At 64.7% G+C, this 22,598-nt stretch carries 17 protein-coding genes; 6 read left to right on the forward strand and 11 right to left on the reverse strand.

The features are described from left to right. Positions 1–68: 68 nt before the first annotated feature. Complete coding sequence (locus tag ABD212_RS02515) at positions 69–2,312, forward strand: hypothetical protein (protein WP_344090848.1); 2,244 nt, start codon at positions 69–71, stop codon at positions 2,310–2,312. On the opposite strand, the gene ABD212_RS02520 is transcribed toward ABD212_RS02515, so the two are convergent. Genes ABD212_RS02520 through ABD212_RS02540 form a run of 5 tightly spaced genes read right to left on the reverse strand, consistent with a single transcriptional unit; the run spans position 2,287 to position 7,327 of the window. Continuing rightward, the gene (locus ABD212_RS02520) at positions 2,287–4,059 is read right to left on the reverse strand and encodes a hypothetical protein (RefSeq protein WP_344090850.1); all 1,773 of its coding nucleotides are present in this window, start codon (positions 4,057–4,059) and stop codon (positions 2,287–2,289) included. The two genes, ABD212_RS02515 and ABD212_RS02520, sit on opposite strands and share 26 nt — an antisense overlap. Further along, positions 4,056–4,988, reverse strand: coding sequence for an NAD-dependent epimerase/dehydratase family protein (locus ABD212_RS02525; RefSeq protein ID WP_344090852.1), 933 nt, complete (start codon positions 4,986–4,988; stop codon positions 4,056–4,058). Before ABD212_RS02525 ends, ABD212_RS02520 begins: the two co-directional genes overlap by 4 nt. Beyond that, on the reverse strand, positions 4,972–5,982 hold the full coding sequence (locus ABD212_RS02530; RefSeq protein ID WP_344090854.1) for a glycosyltransferase: 1,011 nt from the start codon (positions 5,980–5,982) through the stop codon (positions 4,972–4,974). Before ABD212_RS02530 ends, ABD212_RS02525 begins: the two co-directional genes overlap by 17 nt. Continuing rightward, entirely contained in the window at positions 5,979–6,812 is an 834-nt protein-coding gene (locus ABD212_RS02535) for a glycosyltransferase family 2 protein (RefSeq protein WP_344090856.1), read from the reverse strand. The genes ABD212_RS02530 and ABD212_RS02535 overlap by 4 nt, the downstream gene beginning before the upstream one ends. Then, entirely contained in the window at positions 6,809–7,327 is a 519-nt protein-coding gene (locus ABD212_RS02540; RefSeq protein WP_344090858.1) for a GtrA family protein, read from the reverse strand. Before ABD212_RS02540 ends, ABD212_RS02535 begins: the two co-directional genes overlap by 4 nt. 157 nt (positions 7,328–7,484) lie before the next feature. On the opposite strand from ABD212_RS02540, the gene glf reads away from it, so the two are divergent. The 3 genes from glf to ABD212_RS02555 all read left to right on the forward strand — a co-directional run bounded on the left by glf (position 7,485) and on the right by ABD212_RS02555 (position 13,487). Then, positions 7,485–8,621, forward strand: a complete 1,137-nt coding sequence (gene glf, locus ABD212_RS02545) for a UDP-galactopyranose mutase (RefSeq protein WP_344090860.1) — start codon at positions 7,485–7,487, stop codon at positions 8,619–8,621. A 293-nt stretch (positions 8,622–8,914) separates the two neighbouring features. Beyond that, positions 8,915–12,304 (forward strand): glycosyltransferase, encoded by a 3,390-nt coding sequence (locus ABD212_RS02550; protein WP_344090861.1) that lies wholly within the window; start codon positions 8,915–8,917, stop codon positions 12,302–12,304. Between the two features lie 40 nt (positions 12,305–12,344). Beyond that, positions 12,345–13,487, forward strand: coding sequence for a glycosyltransferase family 2 protein (locus ABD212_RS02555; protein WP_344090863.1), 1,143 nt, complete (start codon positions 12,345–12,347; stop codon positions 13,485–13,487). 27 nt (positions 13,488–13,514) lie between these two features. On the opposite strand, the gene ABD212_RS02560 is transcribed toward ABD212_RS02555, so the two are convergent. The 6 genes from ABD212_RS02560 to ABD212_RS02585 form a co-directional block, all read right to left on the reverse strand. Beyond that, positions 13,515–15,134: a hypothetical protein gene (locus tag ABD212_RS02560; RefSeq protein WP_344090865.1), complete on the reverse strand. Its 1,620-nt coding sequence runs from the start codon at positions 15,132–15,134 to the stop codon at positions 13,515–13,517. Positions 15,135–15,233: 99 nt separating this feature from the next. Further along, positions 15,234–15,755: a GtrA family protein gene (locus ABD212_RS02565; protein ID WP_344090867.1), complete on the reverse strand. Its 522-nt coding sequence runs from the start codon at positions 15,753–15,755 to the stop codon at positions 15,234–15,236. Between the two features lie 40 nt (positions 15,756–15,795). Continuing rightward, on the reverse strand, positions 15,796–16,824 hold the full coding sequence (locus ABD212_RS02570) for an NAD-dependent epimerase/dehydratase family protein (RefSeq protein ID WP_344090869.1): 1,029 nt from the start codon (positions 16,822–16,824) through the stop codon (positions 15,796–15,798). Next, positions 16,824–17,582 carry a glycosyltransferase family 2 protein gene (locus ABD212_RS02575; RefSeq protein WP_344090871.1) on the reverse strand — a complete coding sequence of 253 codons (759 nt, stop codon included), beginning with the start codon at positions 17,580–17,582 and terminating at the stop codon, positions 16,824–16,826. The genes ABD212_RS02570 and ABD212_RS02575 overlap by 1 nt, the downstream gene beginning before the upstream one ends. Then, positions 17,579–18,778 carry a nucleotide sugar dehydrogenase gene (locus ABD212_RS02580; RefSeq protein WP_344090873.1) on the reverse strand — a complete coding sequence of 400 codons (1,200 nt, stop codon included), beginning with the start codon at positions 18,776–18,778 and terminating at the stop codon, positions 17,579–17,581. The genes ABD212_RS02575 and ABD212_RS02580 overlap by 4 nt, the downstream gene beginning before the upstream one ends. A gap of 181 nt (positions 18,779–18,959) precedes the next feature. Next, positions 18,960–20,870 carry a glycosyltransferase gene (locus tag ABD212_RS02585; RefSeq protein WP_344090876.1) on the reverse strand — a complete coding sequence of 637 codons (1,911 nt, stop codon included), beginning with the start codon at positions 20,868–20,870 and terminating at the stop codon, positions 18,960–18,962. Between the two features lie 150 nt (positions 20,871–21,020). Between ABD212_RS02585 and ABD212_RS02590 the strand changes: the two genes are divergently transcribed. Next, positions 21,021–21,812, forward strand: coding sequence for an ABC transporter permease (locus ABD212_RS02590; protein ID WP_344090879.1), 792 nt, complete (start codon positions 21,021–21,023; stop codon positions 21,810–21,812). Beyond that, the gene (locus tag ABD212_RS02595; protein WP_344090881.1) at positions 21,812–22,555 is read left to right on the forward strand and encodes an ABC transporter ATP-binding protein; all 744 of its coding nucleotides are present in this window, start codon (positions 21,812–21,814) and stop codon (positions 22,553–22,555) included. Before ABD212_RS02590 ends, ABD212_RS02595 begins: the two co-directional genes overlap by 1 nt. The last annotated feature ends 43 nt before the right edge of the window (positions 22,556–22,598 follow it).

A 22,598-nucleotide genomic window follows, 5' to 3' on the forward strand; every position in this document is an offset into this window, starting at 1 on the left:
GGGGATGTCCGTGCTGCGCGCAGTCGGCAGCCGGGCTTGGTAGAGTCACCAGGATCCAGGGAGGCGCGGTGTCAGTCGCAATCAGCTCGGTGGGCGCGACCGTCCCCACCGGAGAACCCACCGACCCGCGGGACCTGGAGCAGGGGGCACGGCCCAAGGGTCAGGTGCTCTGGCCGGTGATCGCCGTGGTCGTGACGGTGCTCGTCGCTGCGAGTCGCGTTCTCGTGACGCCCGCCTTCTACTTCGCGGACGACACGCAGACGGGCACCGCCGGACAGTGGTGGCGCCTCGGCGGCGACTTGCTCAGCGGTCAGCTGCCCGTGCTCGATCCACATGCGTGGACGGCCGGCAACTACCTCGCCGAGGGGCAGTGGGGACTGTACAACCCCGTGATCTGGGTCATCGCGATCTGCACGCGGCTGAGTGACGATCCGGTCGCAGCGATCACGACGGTGAAGATCCTGGCACTCGGTGCGATGTGCTTGGGCAGCTATCTGCTGGCGCGAAGCTTCGATGCCTCACGACCATGGTCGGCGGCAGCCGGCGTGCTCGTGCCGCTCGGGGGCTTCACGGTGTACATGGACGCTCCGTCCTGGACGACTGGCCTGCTCAACGTCGCGGTGCTGCCCTGGGCCTGGTGGGCGCTGCGCAGACTGGTCGAACAGGGTCGCGGCCCGCTTCCCTACCTGCTCACCACCTCCGTGCTGGTCACGTTCGGCTACATATTCGGTGTGATCGTGCTCATCGTGGTGCTCGGCGAATCGCTGATCCGCGCAGCGGTGCAGCGAGACCGTCGGCGGATCCTCACTGTTCTCGCGGCGGGAGGATTCGCAGCGCTGCTGACAGTGACCGTCTACCTGCCGGGCGTCCTGACCGCGCCGGTGACCATCCGCAATTCGTCCGCGATCGTCAACAGTGGCTTCCTGAACGCGGACCTCACCGACGTCCTCGCGGCCTCGACGGCGACGGTCACAGCCAGCATCCACTCGTGGGGCACAGAGGCGACGACCGCCCCGCTGATGTACGTCCTGTGGGCGTTGCCCGCACTCACGTTCTTCCGCCCGTCGCGGCAGCTGCAGCTGCGGCTGATCCCGCTGCTGATCGTCGGATCCGTGCTTCTGCTCACCGTCACAGCACCAGACCAGATCGGTCCGATCCGGTGGCCGGTCCGGTTCATCCCGTACCTCGTGCTGGTCGTCGTCGTCGGCTTCGCTGCGATCGCGTCGGAGGGGCGGCGCGCGCGGTCACCGCGGGCCGCGCTCGCGGGGGCCATGGCAATTCTTGCCGGAGCGAGTTGGGTGTCGGCTGTCAACACCCCATGGGAGTGGCGCCAGGTCGCCATCGCCGGCCTCGTGCAGGCCGTCGGTTTGACCGCGCTCTGGTTCGTCGTGTTCCGAGCGGTGCCGAAGCGCATTCCCGTCCGATCGGTGTCGGCTCTGATCGCGGCCGGGATCGGGGTGATTCTCGTCGCACCGCAGCTGTACTTCTTCCCTGCCACACCGCTTCCTCGGCTGCCGGTGCAGAACGACACGTCGGCGATGAACGCGGTGCCGGGTGGCGTCACGGATGACGTCATCGTGGTGGGCAACATCTACGCGGGATGGCAGGGCGCGGCGACCTACGCTGAGCGTCTCGTCGCAAACCAATGGTATTTCTCCCATGCGACGGTGAGCAGTCTGTACACAGTCCTTCCGTATCGGACCTACGTGACCGACCTGTGCGCAGACCTCCGCGGTGCGACGTGCGCCAAGGCGCTCGATACCCTCATGTCGATCGATTCGCACACCCGCACGCAGGTCGCGACGCTCCTGGGTGTCAACTCGATACTGGTGATGAAGGACTCATTCCCGAAGGGCCTGCCTGCTCTCCCGACCGGATGGCGGGTCGCCGATGACGAGGCGTACACCTGGACCTTGTCGCGGGATCGTCCGATCCCCACAGCCGGCGGCGTGGCGTGGACGAGCGCGGCCACCAGGGTCGAGACCATCGCGGAGTCGTCCACCGGCATCACGCTGCGCGTCGACGAAATCGGCCCGTCTCCAGAGGTCGTGCTCAGCCGCCTCGCGTGGCCCGGCTACTCGGTCGCCGGGGCACAGCTCGCCGACAGCACCCGCGGCTACCTGCTCACCCTCGACATGAGCAGCGCGAAAGTCGGAGACACGATCACGCTGCAGTTCCGTGCGCCGGGGTGGACCGTTGAGATGATCTCCCTGGCGATCGCCGTGGCTGCCCTTCTCGCGTGGCCCATCGCGTCGGCGGTGCTCCGCCGACGCGCGACATCGAGACTCAGGGCGAAAGCCGCCACACCGTGATCGTGCCCGATCCGTGGGGATCGGAGTAGGGATAGACCGCGAATGCCTCCTTGTCCACGGCCGAGAAGGTGAGAGCGGTGGAGCAGTGCGAATCGGAGAGCAGCCACCCGGTGTCGGACGCGGCCAACGTCGAGGCCGAAACCTTGCCTTGATCCCGTTGCGACATGATCTCGGCGACCGCATCGACTCGTTCGGGCCATGCCATTCCGAGATAGAAGTAAGCGATCGGCGCCGCTGAGGTCACCTTGACCGTTCGCGGATCGATGCACCGGTCGGTGAGCACCAGGCTGTCCGAGTTCCTCGCGGCAGTGCGGGCCGCGTCAGCCAGGGCGGTGTCGCGTGATGAGTGCGGGTTCCACGTCGCATTCATCTTCGGATCGTGGATGAAACCCCATAAGTCGAGCAGCGACACCGCGTAGACGACCGCGCACGCGACTGCTGTCGTGCGAAGCAGGATCTTTCCACCGGCAGTGGCGACCCGATGACGCGCGGCCGATGGCAGCCCTCCGAGATGACATGCCGCCAGGGTGGTCACCACGCCACCGAGGAAGAACATCTCGATCCAGAAGCGATAGGGCTCGGCATTCGCGCCCCAGAGATCGTTCATCGAGAGCAGCGCAGCCGTGGCGCCGGTGCCGAGGAGTGCCGCGATGCCGATGCGATTGCGCCAGCGCCAGGCGACGCCCAGTACGAGCACGAGAGGAAGTACAACGGGCAGTGACGCAATGATCGTCGGCGGGTGCGCGACTCCCAGATCCACGTTCGACGCGACGCGGTAGGTCAGGAACGGGTCGCCCGTGACCAGCCCGGAGACGGTCCACACGATCTGGGGCGCAGCTGCCACCGCGGCCACCGCTGCATAGAGTGCGAGCCAGCCACGACTGGCCTTGACGCCGAGGATGAGTCCCGGCACCGTCGGCAGCAGGCCGAACATCAGCATAGGGAGCTGGCCGACTCGATCGGCGATCGCGGGGCCGGCCACCCACACGATACCTACGGCGCCGAGAGTCGCCACGAACCACCAGACTCGCGCTCCCTGGAGGAAGTAGATCGCCACGATCGCCGCGATGATGTACATGCCCGTGAGGTAGCTGTACGTCTGCACTGCGGACAACGCCCCGAGCGCTGCCGCAGAGACAAGGCTGACCACCACCCGTGAGGGCCGCCGAGCAGGTCGGGTCCAGACCCACGCGAGTGCGCACAGCACCATCGTGATGACACTCAGACCGGCGGTCTCGCCGTTGTTCGGGAACATCGCTCCGAACGGCCCCCACAACACGGCGTGCTCATCGAGGTGGGTGTACCAGGACCCGCTCTGCAGCGTCGCAAGGGTTCCCGTGAAGAACGGCAGTGGGGCCAGCATCCCCACCCACCAGCGGCGGGACAATCTGCTCATCGTGACCGACAGAACGGCGACGGCGGCAAGCTGCAGAACGGCTGAGCCGATGTTCCACGCGCTCACGGGAGTCAGTTCGAAACCGCGGCTGATCAGGCCGATCAGCGTATAGTACGCGCGCGGGTAGTGATTGACGCCTGTCTCGGTCACGGGTTCGTGGCTCTGGAGATTTCCTGATGCGACATCCGCGACGATACTGAGATAGCCGAGCTGATCGTGACGGAATGCGGTCCGCAGTGCCTGCATCGGTCCGGGCGCCGCGGTGAGCACAACGCGCAGCTGTATCGCGGCATACAATCCGACCGCGACGACGGTGCTGATCGAGACGGGAAGCCACCGTCTTCGACTCACGGGCGTCCTCGGCCCGTGTGAGTGGCCAACTGGGTGCGGTAGATGCTGTCCAAGCCTTCGGGCAGGGTCGTGCGCACGAGCGCGTCGAGGTCGGTCCAGACCTCCGAACGCACCCGGAGGTCATACGCCTGCCCTGCCGAGTTTCCCTGGCCGAGGATGACTCGTGCGCGTCGTCGCCGCAGCTTCGTGTTCTCGCCGAGGATTGCTCCTACGGACATCGCGGTCATCGCGCCGACGATCTTCATGACCGTCGTGCCTGCAGCCTCCGAATGCACGCGTTCGGTCGCCGCGGCGATGACGCGCGCGCAATCATCCTCGTAGATGTAATCGCGGAGCGTGTCGAGGGGGACGTAGATCGAGACCGGGCGCTGGGTGATGTAGGACGCGACAATGATCGACACGAGCCCCTGGCCCTTGGCGAGATCCTGCCCCGGTCCGTAGAGGTTGGTGATCCGTGCGATGAACGACCTCCAACCACCCAGAAGGGTGGCGTCATGGAGGGCGTGCTCCATGCGCAGCTTGAGCTCCCCATATGCGGAGCCGGGTGACGGTTCCGTCGACTCGGTGAACGGGGGATGCGCGGCGGTGGCATACGCTCCGCCGACCGAGGACGCGAGGAACACGGCCAGTCGGTCGCGATCGGTGGGCGGCAGTTCCTGGATGTGCCTGAGAAAAGATGCGAATGTCTCGAACTCGGCATCCAGCGCCTCGCGCGGGGACGAGGTCACTCCCTTGCCCGCACACCAGTACACCTCGATGTGGTCCTCGCGCCGGTCGGCCAGTCGATGCAGCGCGTCGGCGAGATCCTCATCCGCGAGCGCTGGATCCCGCCACCGGACCGGCGCATCCACCACAGCATCCTTGCGGGAGCGGGCGACCGCAGCACCGAGCAGTCCGCGGCCGATCACGAGCCTAGCTGTCGATGTCACGGTCGTCGGGGCCGAGGGGTCCGTGCGCGGGATCGCGAACGATCAGGTACGACGGGCGACCGAGCGCCGCGTTCACTGCCACCCCGAGATACTCCGCCACGATTCCGAGGGACACGAGGATGACGCCCGTGCCGACAGCGGTGAGCACCATCTGGGATGTCCATCCTTGCGGGATGTCGCCTGCAGCGAACCGCACCACGATCAGGTAGAGGGCGAACAGGATGCCGCCGACGAAGAACAGCACACCGGTCGCCGTCACCAGCCGCAGACCGCGGGTGCCCGAGGTGAGGACCATCCGCCAGAAGTGGCCGAAGAGGCGGCGGTACGAGTATCCCGAGGGCCGGCCCCCCTCCTCGCGGAGCACGACCGGGGCGGTCTTCACCCTCGCAGCGACCCAGCCGAGGGCGACGTCCAGGTAGACGCCGGTTCCGGCGTACGCGGCGACACTCCGGCCGATCTCACCCAGAATCAGCCGGAAGCTGTTGAAGTGCGATGCCTTTCCCCCGTCGAACAGGGATTCGAGGAGGCGCTTGGACGTGCGTGACGCGGCGTTTCGAACGAGTCCGTGCGGCGGCTTGTTCGCCGGTTCGGCATAGACAAGATCGGCCCGTTCTCGCATGGCGACATCCAGCAGGGCGCCGATGTACGAGGGATCGTGCTGTCCATCCTCATCGATCGTGACGATCCAGTCGCCTCCGGTCGACGCGATGCCCGCCAGCGTGGCGGCGTGCTGACCGTAATTTCGGCTGAGCCAGACGGGCTTGATCCAGGTGTACTGCGTCGCCAGCTCGCGGATGACGCGGTCTGATCGGTCGGGACCTCGATCGTAGGAGAGGATGACCTCCTCGACCCGCGCGGTGTTCCCGTCCGCGGTGGTGAAGACTTCGACGAGCGGAAGGATCTCTGCTATCACCCCGTGGAGCGTGAGCTCGCCCTGATATACGGGGATGACGACCGAAATGGAGTGGGGCGAGACGGCAGACGGGTCGGTCATCGCATCCTCCTCTTGAGTACCCAGTATGAAGCCCGGCGGGCATGGGCCATGAGAGTGGCGCGCGCGTCCCCGATCCGCACGTCGCCGGCGGAGAGCACATCGGGATGGGCGGATCTCAGCCAGTGGTGGAAGCCGCGAGCCTGAGATGCCTGGTCATTGCTCAGCGCCACGCTCCACTGTCCTGTGCTCATCCGGAAAGTCGCACCGACTTCAAGATCGGGCACGAAGTCGCCACGCAACAGCACGCGACTATAGGTGGCCTGATCGATCAGGTATGGGAAGTCGGGCGACCACCCGCCAGCGTCCACGAGCGCATCGCGCCGCATGGTGACGGATGCCGGCTCGCCGAAGAGATTCGATCCCGCTCGCACCGCCAACCTGGCCGCCTGGCGGCCCGACATTCGCGAATCGAGGCCGCGGAGTCCCCATCCTTTCATCAGGGTCCTGCCGTCCGAGTCGATGATGTCGCGGCGACACGCGGTGAGGATCCCACCGGATTCGGTGAGCAGGTGCACCTGACGCGCGAGCACATCCGGTCGCAGGACGTCGTCGCCGCAGACGAGCTTCACATACTCGCCCGTCGCCGCTTCCGTCACGCGGTTCCAGTTGCGTGGTGCGCCGCCACCCGCGGGCGTGTCGAGGAGAGTCACCCGAGCGTCTCCCGCGAACTCCTCCATCACCTCTCGAGTGTCGTCGGGGGAGGCGTGGTCGGCGATTATCAGCTCGAAGTCGACGCCCTCCTGGTCGAGGATCGACTCGAGGGTCTCGCGGATCGTGCGGCCATTGTTGAACGCCGGCACCACCACGCTCAGACGGGGGGGAGCGCTCACGCAGCGTCCTTTCGACGCCGGAACGAGAAGCGGCTGTGACCGAAGTAGCTGACCAGCGTCGTGACGATGACGATCAGCGCCTGAGCGACGATCGGCTCGAGGTGCGCGAACTCGACGAGGAGAGGAAGCAGCACGGCGTTGATGCCGAGCGCTACGAGGTAGACGGACTCGAATCGTGCGAGATCGATCCATACGTGCCCTCGGACGCGGAAGACGAAACGGCGATAGAGGACGAAAGCGCACAGCACACTTGCGACGTGGGCGAAGAGCAACGTCACCATGTATCCCCAGAGGCGGCCGATCGTGATGTCGAACAGCGCGAACCATGCGAAGCCGACGACGGTGTTCACCACGCCGACCATGAGGAACGCGACGCGGCGGTCCTTGATGAGCTTCAGCAGCGGCCCATCCGGGCCGGACATGCCCCCGACGGCTTCCAAAGCGGGCTCCGGGATATCCGAGAAATCGGGATTCGCGGGAGAAGTCTGCGGGTCTTCGGCCACGGGTTCGGCCACCTGTTTCGTATGGTCTGGCATATCTCTGCGGTGTCACCACCGTTCGTTCGGTCGACGGTCCAGGCTATCCCATGTCGCCTGGGAGCTCCCGGAGGTCGGCCGGCGACGGTGACACTACAATTCGAGAGGCGAACGCTCGGAAGGCTCTGGTGCACAAATGGATCTCCTCATCGTCGGCTCAGGCTTCTTCGGCCTCACGATCGCCGAGCGAGCCGCGGCATCCGGTCGAAAGGTCGTGGTCATCGATCGCCGCCCGCACATCGGCGGAAACGCATACAGCGAAGACGAGCCCGAGACCGGCATCGAGGTGCACCGCTACGGAGCACACCTCTTCCACACCTCCAATCCCACGGTGTGGAAGTACGTCAACCGTTTCACGACGTTCACGGACTACGTCCACCGGGTGTACACGAACCACAGGGGTGTCGTGTTCCCGCTGCCTATCAACCTCGGAACGATCAACCAGTTCTTCCAGGCCGCGTACACACCTGACCAGGCGAGGGCCCTCGTGCACGAGCTCGCGGGCGAGTTCGACGCGAAGGACGCCGCGAACCTCGAAGAGAAGGGCATCGCCCTGATCGGTCGCCCGCTGTATGAGGCGTTCATCCGTGACTACACCGCCAAGCAGTGGCAGACCTCTCCGACAGAGCTGCCGGCCGAGATCATCAGCCGACTGCCGGTGCGATACACGTATGACAATCGGTACTTCAACGACACGTGGGAGGGTCTTCCCACCGATGGCTACACGGCGTGGATCGAGCGGATGGCCGACCACTCCAATATCGAGGTGAAGCTCGACGTGGACTTCTTCGACGACTCGCAGCCGCTCAACAAGGCGGCGGCCGTCGGTCAGCTTCCCGTCGTCTACACGGGGCCCGTGGACCGGTACTTCGACTACGCCGAGGGGGCGCTGAGCTGGCGGACGATCGACCTGGAACAAGAGGTGCTGCCGGTCGGAGACTTCCAGGGCACATCCGTCATGAACTATGCGGATGCCGACATCCCGTACACGCGGATCCACGAGTTCCGTCACTTCCACCCGGAGCGAGCGGATCGCTACCCGACCGACAGCACCGTGATCATGCGGGAGTTCTCACGCTTCGCGACGCATGAGGACGAGCCCTATTACCCGGTCAACACGCCGGAGGACCGCAACGGCCTTCTCGCGTACCGCGAACTGGGCAAGGGCGAGAAGGACGTGTACTTCGGCGGCAGGCTCGGCACATACCAGTACCTCGACATGCACATGGCGATCGGGTCGGCGCTGTCGATGTGGAACAACCAGCTCGCATAGTCCGGTCCGCTCCGCTGCTGGGACCGACCCTCGCCGACTCGAGCGGCCCAGCCGCGAAATCGGATCGACCACGCGCGACGACGTCAGACCGGCTCATCGTGCCATGACGAGTTAGGGGCCCACAGCTTGGTCACATATTCTGGCAGACCTACGATTGCGCAATCGAAGGGACTCGCGTGCGTCAACGACTTGTTTCCCGGCTAGCGAGTCTTCAGAAGAGGCTCCGTCGCAGCCGGTACCTCATCGTGGTGCTGTCATTGTTCGCGTTGCCTCATTCACCGGGTCGACGAGGCGTGAACGCCGTCATCGCCGAGCACTACGGGATGCTGGCGGGGCGGCACTTCGAGTCCGACGATGCCGCCGCACGTCACTACTTCCAGGTCGGATGGAAGCTCGGGCTCGTTCCGAATCCGCTCATCGATCAGCCTGCGGCGCGCTTCTCTGCCCCGGCGTCACTGAGGCTGCGAAACACGTTGGCTCGCATGGCGTGGGACGCGAGCGGCTCGCATCGCATCGGCTTGCCGAGCAGGTTCATCGATTCGTCGCGCCTGCTGTTGCGTTATCCGGACCTGTTCCGCCACCGCGGCGGATGGCTCGGCGGCGTCACTGATCTGCCGAGCCGAGACCGCGACCGGCTGCCACTCAACATCGGAAGCGTCGAGATGCTGTTCGGTGAATATCTCCGACAGTGTCGCTCATTCACGGATGCCGCCAGTTCGATATACGAAAGCGACGTGATAGACCTCGACTTCTACGTCAGCCAAGTCAACGGTTCGAGACCGCTCTCGATGCGCGCCGCGCTCGATGACTACTTCTCCAACGGCGAATTCGACGGGCGCACACTGAATCCGTTCTTCGAACCCGAGTGGTACCTCCAATTCGACCGGGTTCAGAGGCGCAACGGCCGCAGCATCAACCAGTTCCTGGATTTCGTGGCGCACGGCGAAGTCGGCAGAGGTAGCCCTCACTTCTGGGGTCAGCGGTACCTCGAGGAGGTTGGCGGGCACATCGACCCACCTGAAAGCCCTCTCGCGCACTTCACCTCCAGGGCGCCGGGCGCTGTTCCTACGCCGGCCTGTGAAGGGGTCGGATCCATCAGCAAATCGGCCGCGGCAAAGATCGTCCGCTCTCGCCACGCGGACTATCACGCTTCTCTCCGCCTCCTGTGGGCAGAAGGGCCGATATTGAGCCGGCATCGCACCGCGCCGTCCGCCGCAGCCGCCCGCGGCCGACTTCTCGTGCTGGTCGACGAGAGACGTCTTCGTGCGGTCGGCGTGCAGGAGATGCTGCGGAGCTGTGGCGAGCAGTCGCTGGAAGACGTCCAATTCGTCGTGATAGCAGCAAGCCACTTTCCGAGTGCGCTGAGTGTGCTCGAATCGGAACAGGTCTTCCCACACGTGGAGATCGAACTGCGCCTCGAACGCGAGACTTTCGGTGGCGCTGTCCGCCGGATTCTCATTTCGCAGGAGCCGGACGCGTGGACCATCTGGACCCCGGGACAGGTGTGGGGCACCGCATTTGCAAGCTCGATGGTGGCTGCCCTGAACGCCCACCAAGATGCCGCAGGAGCGGCGGTCGTCAGTCTGACCACTCCGCAGCCGTGGCTGAGGACCGAGAACGCGCTGTGGCTGCAGGGTCTGGACGGGGCGGGTCTTGTCCTGCGCGGACGGGGTGTCGGTGCCGTGCTGCCGAATGCGGTTCTCGATCTCGGGGTGATGAACGAGCTGTGCATCTCGCTGAGCTCGACAGCGATCTGCGCAGCGATCGAGGAACCGCTCGTCGAAGTGCTTCACGACCTCGACTCCCCATTGGAGGCGCGAGCCGGTGCGAATGTCGCCCGCCAATGCCACCTGGTTGAATTCCCTGATCCAGGCGCACTCGACGTAGCGGTATCCGTCGCCATGCCAACCTTTGAGGACTGGAGCATGACGATCTCCGCTGTGCGCGCGGTCCTCCGCAACTCTCCCGGTCATTCGATCCGTGTCGTCGTCGTCGACAACGGCTCGCGTCGTCCCGTGGCAACGCTGATCGCCTCGGCATTCGCCGGGGATCCCCGCGTCGTGGTTCGGCGGATGGCTCGCAACACGGATTTCGCTCTTGGATCGAACATCGCCGCCGCCACTTCGGCGAGCGAAACGGTGGTCTTCCTGAACAACGACACCGTGGTCGAGCAGGGCTGGCTCGACCCGCTGCTGGACGCGATCGATTCGAGTGACGCGGCTGCCGCCCAGCCGCTCCTCATATTCGGAGATCGTACGATTCAGAGTGCCGGCACCGTGTTTCTCGGCGGCTTGACCATGCCCCGGCATCTGCTGGTCGGCATGCATGTCGTCGACGTCGATCCGGCGTTGGACGCCTACGCATTCTCCGCACTCACCGCGGCTTGCCTGGCTGTCCGCTATCGAGACGTGGCCGCCCTCGGTGGATTCGACGCGCACTATGTCAATGGAATGGAGGACGTAGACTTCTCGCTCCGGCTGCGCGAGTTCACCGGAGGGACACTCCGGGTTCGCACAAAGTCACGTGTCCTTCACCTTGAGGGAAGGTCGCCGAGCCGAGGTCAGCACGTGCTCGCGAATCGCGCGCGCCTGGCAGACAGGTGGCGTGACGAGCTCGTTCACGAGCTCGATGATCGTCACGTGCTCGATGGCGGCAGAGTTGTGATCGAGCGTGTCGACTACTCCGATCCGCGAGGGAGCGAGCTGCGCGAGGGTCACATCGCATACGGAAAACCCCACATCTCTGCGGAGGTCAACGAATCGCCTCCGCGACTGAGGTGGGCGATCAAGGTCTCCGCAACCGGAGATCTGGATGGCGACTCGTGGGGGGATGTCTACTTCGCCCAGGATCTGGCGGATGCCCTTCGCGACCTCGGCCAGGAAGTGGTCATCGATCGGCGAACGTCCCACACCAGATCAAGCTCCGGCTGGGACGACGTCGCTCTGACGTTGCGCGGATTGATCCCGTTCATACCGCAGCCCGGAGCCACCAACCTCCTGTGGGTCATCAGTCATCCCGACGACGTGACCCGCGAGGAGCTGTCCTCCGGTTTCGACAAGGTCTATGCCGCCGGATCACTGTGGGCGGCACGTATCAGCGAGTCGTGGGCAATACCCATCAGCCCGCTGCTGCAGGCGACGAATGTCGACCGATTCAACGTTCACTCGCGATCGGCCCGTCCGCAGCGAGGCGCCCTTTTTGTGGGACGGACGCGGGGTGTCCCGCGTCGCATCGTCCGTGATGCCATCGAGGCCGGCGCCGATGTGGAAGTGTACGGGGATGACGGTTGGGAGCAGTTCATCGACCGTCGGTACGTGCGCGGCCTGTTGATGCCGAACGAGCGCCTTCCCGCAGCCTACGCGGACGCAGAGATCGTCCTCAACGATCACTGGCCCGACATGGCGGCGCAAGGCTTCTTCTCGAATCGACTCTTCGATGCTGCGGCGACCGGTGCGCGAATCGTCAGCGATCCCGTTCCGGGAATGACCGCGGTGTTCGGACGCCAGGTCCAGGAGTATTCCGACGCGGCGGATCTGCCACGGCTCCTCGAGGTGGCCTCTCCGGTTTGGCCGACTCCTGAGGAGCTGCGAGAAAGCGCAGCTCTGGTGGCGTTGAACCACTCTTTCAACGCGCGAGCTCAAGTCCTTCTCAACGACGCACTGGAGGTTCGGGGTGGCAGATAGGACGAGTGAGGGCGAGGTCCAGAAGGACGTCCGAATAGTGATGACTCTGATGGTCCGCGACGAGGCGGACATCATCGCGGCGATGATCGAGCATCACCTGGCTCAGGGCGTGGACTTGATCATCGCGACGGACAACGCATCGATAGACGGGACACGCGATATCTTGGCCGCGTACGCCTCGACGGGCCGTGTCGAACTGCATGACTACCTCGAGCACGACAAGAACCAGTCGGCGGTCGTCTCTGCCATGGCCTCGAGAGCGGCCGCAGTCCACCATGCCGATTGGGTGCTGAACGCGGATGCTGACGAGTTCTTCGTTGCGAAGGACCGCACGCTGAGCTTGAAGGATGCATTCAGGGGGATACCCAAGCATCTAGGTTCGTTTTCGGCGCCTGTCACCAACATGACCGGGAGACCCGCCCGATCAGGTGCGGCCCTGGGGCGCCTTGTCTGGAGGGACATCCGCGACGAGGAGTCGCTGATGTCGTCAGTCGCCCTGCATGCACATCCCAGCGCGAACGCGATTCACGTGGGCAGGCCAGGCGTCACGGTGCAGCAGGGCAATCATGGGGTAGACATCCCCAGCCAGGGCCAGCCGGAGGATAGATTCGCCATCGAGGTGCTGCACGTGCCGTGGCGTTCGTACGCGCAGTACAGCACCAAGGTGATCAACACCGGCCGTGCGTACGATGCCAACCCGCTCCTGAATCCCAGCCCGCGCCACCATGGAATGCGCGACTACCGGTTTTGGCGGGCGGGCGTACTCGAGCCGATCTACATCGTGCGACACCCGGCCGGCGAACCCGAAGCCGGCTTCAGCTACGACAGTCGGATCGTGGACGGGCTGCTGTCGGTCGTCGGTCGCGGAGAGGCCCTCCGACCCCAGTTCTTGACGGCAGTCCTCGACGACACCGACGAAGGCTACACGGACGAAGAAGTCGCGCGCGCCGCGGAGGTGTCTGCGATCGTCATCCCATTGGAGGTTGAGCACATAGCGGCATCGACCCGATGGCGTGATCTCTATCGCGGCGAGGCCGCGGAGCGCAAGCGAGTCGAAGCGACTCTCGACAGGGTCACCCAGCAACGCGATGCGCTTGCCAGCCGTCCCGAGGCAAGGCTGCGAAGGCTTGGCGGGCGCCTACTTCGTCGATTCACGTCACGCGAAAGCGAGCGCAAGCCGTAGGCGGATATCGTCCGTGCCCGGCAGCCGTCAGCGACCGCACATCTTCACCGGCGAGGTCGCGGACTCCACCTTGAACCTGACGGATTCGGGGGTGCTCAGGACCAGGGAAGCCCCCGACCTGGGGAACGTCAAGGTGCGCGAATCCCCCGAGGCGCTCACGCCCGTCGCCTGCAGAGTCACGTCCCGATCGGGCGAACCTCCGATGGCAATTCCCTCCGGGCCGGCGACGACCACGCCGCCGACCGGCACTGAAGTGCAATGGCTCAATGGAGAGAGCTGATCGACGACGTTCAAACCGACATAGGTCAACGCCGTCAGACGAGCAGATTCCCCAAACGAACTCGGAGTCAGCTTGTATCGCTCCTCGAGCACGAGCAGATCGTCGACACTCCGGGGTACGAGGGAAGGATAGACAGCCGCCGACCTATCCACGTCGTCGGGGTATTCATGCGCGAGGTCCAGTGATGCGGAAACGATCTCGCGGGCGTGGGCGTCTCGGGAGACAACCTTCTCTCCATTCAAGATCAGCAGTCCCACGTTGTACGCCAGGACCACGCTGACGAGACCCGTGATCGCAAGAATGCGACGGCTGGAGCCGCGCGCGATGGAAGTCAACCCGGCCGCGATGGCGGGAAGACAGGCGACGACAAGGACGTAGATGTAGCGAGCTCTTGTTCCATCGCTGTCTGCATGCAGTCGGCTGTAAGCGGTCAACACCGCGAAGACGACGCCCGCCAGCGCCATCGCCGTTGCCGTCAGATCCGGAACACTCAACCACGCCCTGCCCAGTCGGTACACCAGCCAACCGGCGATCCCTGTCGTCAAGACGATGCCGAACAGCGGAACCGGTGTAAGAGTCGTGAAGCCGTCCACGAACATGCGACCAACGAACGCCGGTATCCCGAACAAGTAGTCGATCGGGCCAGATGCGCGATAGATCGCCGTCGGATTGTCACCGGCGAGAAAGAAGAACCAAATGGCGTAGACGACCACTGTGCTGCCGACAGCAACGATCGTCTTGGCCCATCCATGCATTCTCAGGCATACAACGGCCACGGGGATGAGGAACGGAAGGCTCGTTCCTGAACTCGCCACCCCCAGGATCAAGAGGGCCGCTGCGCAGCCGACCGCCCATCCTCGCATTGTCGGTCTCAGGACCACGAGCAGGGCGCCGACGACGAATGCGATGGCGCCTATGTATCCAACCTGAAAGCCCCACAGGATGTTCTCGGCGGCGGAGCCGTAGAGGACGAACACCGATGCAAGGGCCGTTGCAACCCACGGATCCGATCCCAAGCGCAGGATCAGACGCCAGAGCAGGTGGGCGAGTGTGAGGTGAGCGGCGATGACGAGGAGAAGGAAAGGCCAGTAGTGTGCGAGGCCGAATACCCGCTGCACTGCGTTCCACACCAGGATGGGTACGACACTCCAGTGACCGTTGTGTCCTTCGACCAACCGTCTCGCTGCTTCGGGTCCCCACATGAAGTCCCACTCATCGAGGTAGAACCACGTGCCACGGCCGGTCCACAGGAGAGCGCCCAGACCGACGACCAAGCTGACGTAGTGGACGATCGTCGGCGCCCGAAGAGATTTCCATCCTCTGGGGCGTCGCAACCGGTCTCCGGAGATGGCTATCGATGGGTTCATGGTTGAAGGCAACTCGCATTTCGACATATCGCATTCACGATGACGTTCTCCACTACCCGATCATGCTCGAGCGTTCTCGTGCGAGCGTGATCAACCCAGTCAGCCCCCAGGCTGAGTGCCGTCGACGGATTCGTGGTGCAGTTCGATGGCGGTGATGGGATCGGGACCCGGCGAGTGCGGGAACACCCATTTCGTATACAGGATGTACCTCAGCGCCGTTGCAAGCGCCTGTCCGATGACGGTTCCCCACAGATTATCGGCGAGAGCTGAATTGAGTCCCAGAACATACCGCGAGAATGCGAGGCATCCCAGTTGCACCGCGATCGCGAGAATGTTGACGGCGGCGTATCGCGCGACCTGGGCCCAGCTGACGGGAGCGTGGCGGTCTCGATAGGTCAGAAGCCTGTTGCCGACGTACGTCACGACGAGTCCCGCGAGGACCGCGATGGTCTTCGCCGCGAGTGGCATGCCGTGCATCGGGCCTTCGCCTCCTGCGAAAACCAGGAGGTTGTAGACCACTGCGTCGACAACGAAGCCGACGCCCCCGATTGCGAGGAAGATCCCCCCGCGACGCACATTTCGGATGAGGAAATCGCGGGCGTGCTCAGATGCCGTGTTCATATCAATGGGAGAACGTCGGCCGCAGCGGCAGGCGGAGGTCCTAGATCGTCCCCTCGGAGATGGCGTTCTCGATCCACGGGATCACCTCGTCGAGCATGTCTTCGAGTGTGGTGGTCGCCTCGAAGCCGAGAACCTCCTTCGCCTTGGTCACATCGGGCACCCGCTTCTGCACGTCGTACTCGAAGGCCTCGTCGCTGACGAGGCGAAGCGGTACGTCGGGGCCCTTGATCTTGCGCCAGATGATCTCGGCCAATTCGACCACGGTGTGTCCGGTCGGAGTGGAAAGGTTGAAGTCGGTGTTCAGCGCAGCGGGGTGGTCGAGGCTCAGCACGATCCCCCGTGCGAGGTCGCCGCCATATGTGTAGTGGCGCACCTGATTTCCCTCGCCCAGGATGTGGAGCGGATCCTGTCCCTTGAGAACCTTCTGCACGAGATCGGGGACGACGTGGCTCATCGCGAGCTGCACGTTCCCGGAGTGGATCTCTACATCACCCAGGGCGCGGGACTCGCCGATGCCGACGCAGTTGAACGGCCGGAGGATCGTGAAGTCGACGTCGTACTGTCCCTTCGCCGCGCGCGCGAAGTACTCGACCGCGAGTTTCTGAAATCCGTAAGAGGAGAGGGGTGGCGGCACGAGGAGCTCGTCCCCCTCTTTCGAGGGCCAGCGATCTGTCGACTCGAACACCATCGATGACGACATGTAAGTGACCTTCTTGAGCCTGCCGCCTGCCGTCTTCACGGCGATCGCCGCATCGCAGGATGACGCGATGACACGCTCGTTCGCCGCGATGAGGTCGTACTGGTACGTGTGGAAGTACGAGATTCCACCGATCAGCGCGGCGCCTGCGATGAAGTGGTCGCAGTCCATGAGGAGTTCGGTCATGCGGTCCGTGTCCAGGACGTCGGCGATGACCAGCTCGTAGTTCGGGTCGTCGTCGTAGGACTTCTTGACCGGTCCATACTTGGAATAATTGTCGACGCCGATGACCTGATATCCCTGGCGCAGCAGCTCTTCGACGACGTAGCCTCCGATGAATCCCGCGGAACCGGTGACGAGGACCTTTTCCATTAGCTGTCTCCTTTCGTGCCGGCAGCGGCTCGTTCTATCTCGTTGATGGGAAGGGGGCGTCCGAACGCGAAGAAGTACCAACGCAGGTACTTCGGAATCCACTTCCGCAGCTGGAAATTGGACACACCATCGGTACGGTCGAGCCAGATGGTGGGGAGCTCGGCCACCGGCTGTCGGGCGCGGCGAGCCTTGGCGGTCAACTCGAGCCCGATCTCGAAGCCGTCGCGTGACTGGATGGTGACTTCGCGGACGAACTCCGCGTTGTAGGCCTTGAACGAGTTCGTGGCGTCGCGGGTGCCGATGCTGGCGAAGAGATGGAGGGAGCGTCCCGCCAGTCGGGACAGGGCCCGCTTGATGCGGGGGCCCCCGATCTGCTGTCCGCCTGCCATGTAGCGGCTGCCGGCCGCGACGACGACTCCGCGTTCGATGAGGTCGGTGAGCGCGTCGACCTGACGCGGATCGTCGCTGCCATCCGCCATCATCACGACCACGGTCGGTGCCTTCGCGACATCGAATCCGTAGCGGATCGCGTTGGCTGGGCCGCGGCCGTGGGTGTTCACGACGGTTCGGATGCGCGCATCCAGGCGGGCGATGTCGTCGACCGCCGGGATGGTCGTGTCATCGGGAGTGTCGACGACGACGAGCAGTTCGAACGGCACGGTGACCCTGTCGGCCACGCGCAAGAGGAACGGCTTGACGGCATCGCCCTCGTTGTAGGCGGGGACCACGATCGACACCCGAGGGGCGATCGCGCTCAAATCAATACTCCGTTGCCGAGAAGGTTCCAGACGTCGGCGATAGGTTTGTCGGTCACGATGTCGCGATACTCCTTGTGGGGGGTGGCGACGATCAGGATGTCGGCCCGTTCGATCAGCTCGTCGAGGGGCACGAGCGAAGGGTCTACATCCGCGGAGACATGCGGATCGGTCGCGATGACATGCTTGGCCTTGAACCGCAGAACGCGTTGGAGCTTGTACGAGAGGCTCGACCGGATGTCGTCGGACCCCGCCTTGAACGCCATCCCGAGGATGCCGACGGTCTTGTCCGATAGATCGTGGCTCTGTTCCAACTGGCTCGCTATGTAGAGGGGGAGGCCTTCGTTGACCAGCATCGCCGCGTGGCCCAGCTGGAACGTGTTGTCACTGAAGGCGGCGAGCTGCATCGTGTCCTTGAAGAGGCACGGCCCCGCGGCGAAGCCGGGGCCGGGCATGTCCTGCGCACGTGGGTAGTCCTGCGTGAGACCCGCACGGACGCGCTCGAAGTCGACCCCCTTCGAGTTGGCCATCATGTAGAACTGGTTGACCGCGGCGAATTTGATATAGCGCCAGGTGTTCGTGAAAAGCTTCGCGAGCTCAGCCTCTTCGGGCGTCAGCTCGACGATCGAGTCGGTGAGGGCTCCGAAGAGAGCGCCGGCGCGGGCGATGGCCTCGGGCGTGTACCCCGATACGATTTGCGGTAGTTCGAAGAGTTCCGTCATCGCCTTGTGTTCGGCGATGCGCTCGGGACAGAACGCGATGTCCATCGCCACGCCCATCTCGCCCACCATGTCGCGGACGAGTGCCGTGACCCCCGGGTAGATCGTGCTGCGAAGAGCGAGGAGTTGGCCGTCACGGAAATACGGCGCGCACGTCGCGAGGGCCCGTGGAATCGCGGTCGGATCGGGGTTCAGGTGCTCGTCGACGGGAGTGCCGATGACGACGATGACGTTCTCGGCGGTCTCGACAACGGCAGGATCGGTCGAAGCCGTGAGCATCCCGCTCGAGACGACGTCCGAGAGCATGGCCTCTGCGCCTGGCTCGACGAACGGCATCCGCGACGCCAGGATGTGGTCGACAGCCGACTGCGAAACGTCATAGACGACGGTGCGCCGACCTCGGCTCGCGAGCGCGATCGCCAGCGGCAGTCCCACGTGGCCGCCTCCGCCGACAACAACGGCGTCGTTTTCGAATGACATTGTGAGCTCCTGCGGAGTGATGGGCAACCTTGCAAGGATACATGGCGTGGCGGGGGCGCCATGAAAGGGTGCGATCGCCATCGAGAATTCGGTGCCCCGACTTCACCGCCGCCGGTGGCGCTCGGATTGCGCCATCGCACCTGGGACGACCCCAGGTTGAAGCCCGCTGCTGGTCCGGCCGTCATCGGGTGCCTGCGAAGGTCCCCTCCCAGGAGCTGCGTGAGCTCAGCTCCGGCAGTGCTGCGCGATAGCGGTCCGAGAGTGCCGGCCATTTCCTTCTCAGCTCGCGGTGCAAGCGGACACTGTCCACCAGCATTCTGCGGAATTTCGCGCGGTCGCGGGTGTAGATGTTCTTGCCCGATCCGTCTGCGGCGCTGACGAGCGCACTGTCGTAGATCGGGACTCGCCACCAGTGCGCGTCGTGCTTGCCGAACTCGACCTCGGGCTGAGCGAGGTTCTCGGGGCGCGGTGTGTGAAGCCAATGGGAGACGAGTGTCGTCAGTGTGAAGAGGCGGAGGCGCAGGCCGGAAGGGCTGTCGAAGACGCCCTTTCGCAGTCGTTTGAACACCTGTCGGCCCTTACGGGATCGCAAGGGAACTCCGACCTCTCTTTGGATCACGGTCTCGGGAAACTGCTTGGCGAGCACTCGCGCCGCCGGCATGGCTGTCGCGAGGTTGGAGCGCATGTGCTCCGGACCGGACAGGATGTCTCGCAGTGCGCGATGCCGGAGCGCGACGGGGTAGTACTGCATCATCATGAGGTGCTTCAGATCCAGGCGGCGACTGTGCCGGAGCAGCGTCCCGCCTCTGGGTGCATTCGAGTGCAGCAGCGCAGCGACAATCCGGTTGCGGGCATGGAAGTATGCCTGCCAGTCGATCGAGTCGTCCTTGCCCACCCACGACACATGCCATAGCGCGACCCCGGGCATCGAGACCGTCGCCACCCCGGCGTCGCGCGCACGGATGCAGTATTCGGCATCGTCCCACTTGATGAATGCAGGCAGCGGCAGACCGATCTTCTTGATCGTGTCGACCGGGATGAGGCACATCCACCATCCGTTGTAGTCCGCATCCAGTCGCATGTGCAGCATCGGCGTCTGACGCAGATTGGCGATGCTGAAATCGTGCGGCATCTTCTCCTGGTAGACCGTGCGCCACATGAAAGGCTGCTCGTCCACCACCTCGGCCCACGCGTGAAGGCGCGGGCGATCGAGCAGGTCGAACATGTGGGCGCCCACGATCGTCGGCTCGGTCGCGTACCTCCCGAACACGATCGACCGGCGCACCGACTCCGGTTCGATGCGCACGTCGTCGTCGAGGAGCTGGACGAATTCGCTCTCAGGTCGCGCCAGCGTCTCCGCCATGGCACGGGCGAAACCGCCTGACCCGCCGAGGTTGGGCTGAGTGACGATCTGCAGCGTCTCGCCGAGTGCGGCCGACACATCGGCGTACTCCGGCTCCTCGTCTACCCGGCGGTCACCCTGGTCGATGACGAATACGCGGTCGATCAATTGCAGTGCGTCCGGCGCCTCTGCCAGGGACTGCAGTGTTGAGATGCAGTACTCGGGCTTGTTGTAGGTGGTGATTCCCAGCGATGCCTTGCCGGACCGCACCGGGTCGAGTTCTGTGGTCCATTCGGCGCCCTCGAAGATCGCGTCCTCCGCGTCGGCGACGATGTCGAACCATATCCATCCGCCGTCGCTGTATTCGTTCAGGACCAGGTCGAACGTCGTCGTCACGTTGTCGAAGACCTCGCGGGAGTCGATGCGCTGGCGCACCCCGGAGCCGTTCGAGCGGTAGACGAGGATGGTTGCCGAGCCGGAGGTTCGCACCGTGAGCCTGACCTCGCGGACGGGCGTCCAGTGCTGCCAGTAAGACGCCGGGAACGCGTTGAAGTAGGTGCCCAACGAGACGCGACGACCGGCGACGATGCGCGCCCGGTGTCGACCGAGGACGTTGCCGAGGTGCGCGACGTTCGAGACCCGCACCGGCTCGTCGTCGATGACAGACCACGTCTCGGGGTCGGCATAGAGCGGGAGAAGATCGGGGTCGCGATCGAGCGGGAAGACGACGTTGTGCAGGACGTGAGCCAAGTGGAGTTCTCCGGGGTTGGACGGCGGGCGCCGAGGCGGACTGAAGTTTACCTTGCGATCTCGCGGCGGGCGTGAGAGCGCCCGATCACGACGTCGGCTGCCTGCGTCTCCGAGCCGGGGACCAGCGCGCCGGGCAACTAAACTCGAACGGTGACCACAGCCACCGTCGGCGCCCCGGGCTCGCCGCAGCGCTATGTCCACTCGCTGTGGCTGCTGTCCGCCCGCGATCTCAAGGTCCGGTACTCGACGAGCGCCCTCGGCTACCTGTGGTCGGTGCTCGATCCGCTCGTGATGAGTGCGATCTACTGGTTCGTCTTCACGCAGATCTTCGATCGCAGTGCGGGGGAGCAGCCGTACATCGTCTTCCTGATGAGCGCGCTTCTGCCGTGGACCTGGTTCAACTCGTCGGTCTCCGACTTCACGCGGGCGTTCAACAAGGATGCCCGGCTCGTTCGGTCCACGGCCATCCCGCGGTCGATCTGGGTGAACCGGATCGTCCTCAGCAAGGGCGTCGAGTTCGTGTGCTCGCTGCCCGTGCTCGTGATCTTCGGCATCGCGGGCGGCGCGAGCGTGGGCTGGGGCATCCTGCTGTTCCCGGTCGGCATGCTCATGCAGGTGATGCTTCTCGTCGGCCTCGGTCTGCTCGTCGCACCGCTCTGCGTGCTGTACACCGATCTGGAGCGCACCACGGCGCTCATCCTCCGCGCGCTGTTCTATGCGTCGCCCGTCATCTACGGTGCCCCCGATCTGCCTGCCGCCCTCCAGCCGCTCGCGGCGTTCAACCCGCTGTTCGGCATCTTCACGCTCTACCGCGTTGGGTTCTTCCCCGACCAATGGGACCCGTTCGCGGTCGTCGTGGCCGCGTTGATGAGTGCGGGGTTCCTGGCGCTGGGCCTTTTCACGTTCCGCCGCCTCGAGCGTCCCGTCCTCAAGGAGCTCTGATGGCACATACGGCTCCCGCGATCGAGGTGTCGGGCCTCGGCGTCCGCTTCCGGCGCAACCGTCGCGGACGGCGCAGCTTCAAGGACCTGTTCGCAGACTCCTCGCGCCGCTCCAAGCCCGGCGAGTTCTGGGCGCTGCGCGACGTGAGCTTCAACGTGCGACCGGGTGAGTCGATCGGCGTGGTCGGACGAAACGGCCAGGGCAAGAGCACGCTCCTGAAGCTCGTCGCCGGCGTGCTGATCCAGGACGAGGGGCGCGTCGCGGTCAACGGCGGGGTCGCTCCGCTCATCGAGATCACCGGCGGGTTCGTCGGCGATCTGACGGTCCGCGAGAACGTGCGGCTCGCGTCGGGATTGCACGGGATGCCGCGCGCCGAGGTTGCGCGCCGCTTCGACGACATCATCGACTTCGCGGAGCTGGCCGAATCGGTGGACACGCCCTATAAGCACCTCTCGAACGGCATGAAGGTGCGGCTCGCGTTCTCGGTGGTCTCGCAGCTCGAAGAGCCCATCCTCCTGGTCGACGAGGTGCTGGCGGTGGGCGACAAGGCCTTCCGCGAGAAGTGCTACACGCGGATCGACGAGCTTCTCGCCGACGGACGGACGCTGTTCTTCGTCAGCCACAGCGAGCGCGACCTCCGCCGCTTCTGCACGCGGGGGCTGTATCTCGACAAGGGTCGCCTGGCGATGGACGCCCCGATCGCCGACGTGCTCGACCGTTACAACGCCGACTACAACGTGTGAGCGCGTCGAGTTCGTCCCCGCCCTCGCAGCCACTGACCGCGCG

The sequence above is a fragment of the Microbacterium deminutum genome (assembly GCF_039530205.1).
GTDB lineage: Bacteria > Actinomycetota > Actinomycetes > Actinomycetales > Microbacteriaceae > Microbacterium > Microbacterium deminutum.

Excerpts from the sequence above, each read along its gene's own strand:
- ABD212_RS02530 (WP_344090854.1), bottom strand. The coding sequence starts at position 5,982 with ATGACCGACCCGTCTGCCGTCTCGCCCCACTCCATTTCGGTCGTCATC.
- glf (WP_344090860.1), top strand. The coding sequence starts at position 7,485 with ATGGATCTCCTCATCGTCGGCTCAGGCTTCTTCGGCCTCACGATCGCC.
- ABD212_RS02555 (WP_344090863.1), top strand. The coding sequence starts at position 12,345 with ATGACTCTGATGGTCCGCGACGAGGCGGACATCATCGCGGCGATGATC.
- ABD212_RS02560 (WP_344090865.1), bottom strand. The coding sequence starts at position 15,134 with ATGAACCCATCGATAGCCATCTCCGGAGACCGGTTGCGACGCCCCAGA.
- ABD212_RS02565 (WP_344090867.1), bottom strand. The coding sequence starts at position 15,755 with ATGAACACGGCATCTGAGCACGCCCGCGATTTCCTCATCCGAAATGTG.
- ABD212_RS02570 (WP_344090869.1), bottom strand. The coding sequence starts at position 16,824 with ATGGAAAAGGTCCTCGTCACCGGTTCCGCGGGATTCATCGGAGGCTAC.
- ABD212_RS02580 (WP_344090873.1), bottom strand. The coding sequence starts at position 18,778 with ATGTCATTCGAAAACGACGCCGTTGTTGTCGGCGGAGGCGGCCACGTG.
- ABD212_RS02595 (WP_344090881.1), top strand. The coding sequence starts at position 21,812 with ATGGCACATACGGCTCCCGCGATCGAGGTGTCGGGCCTCGGCGTCCGC.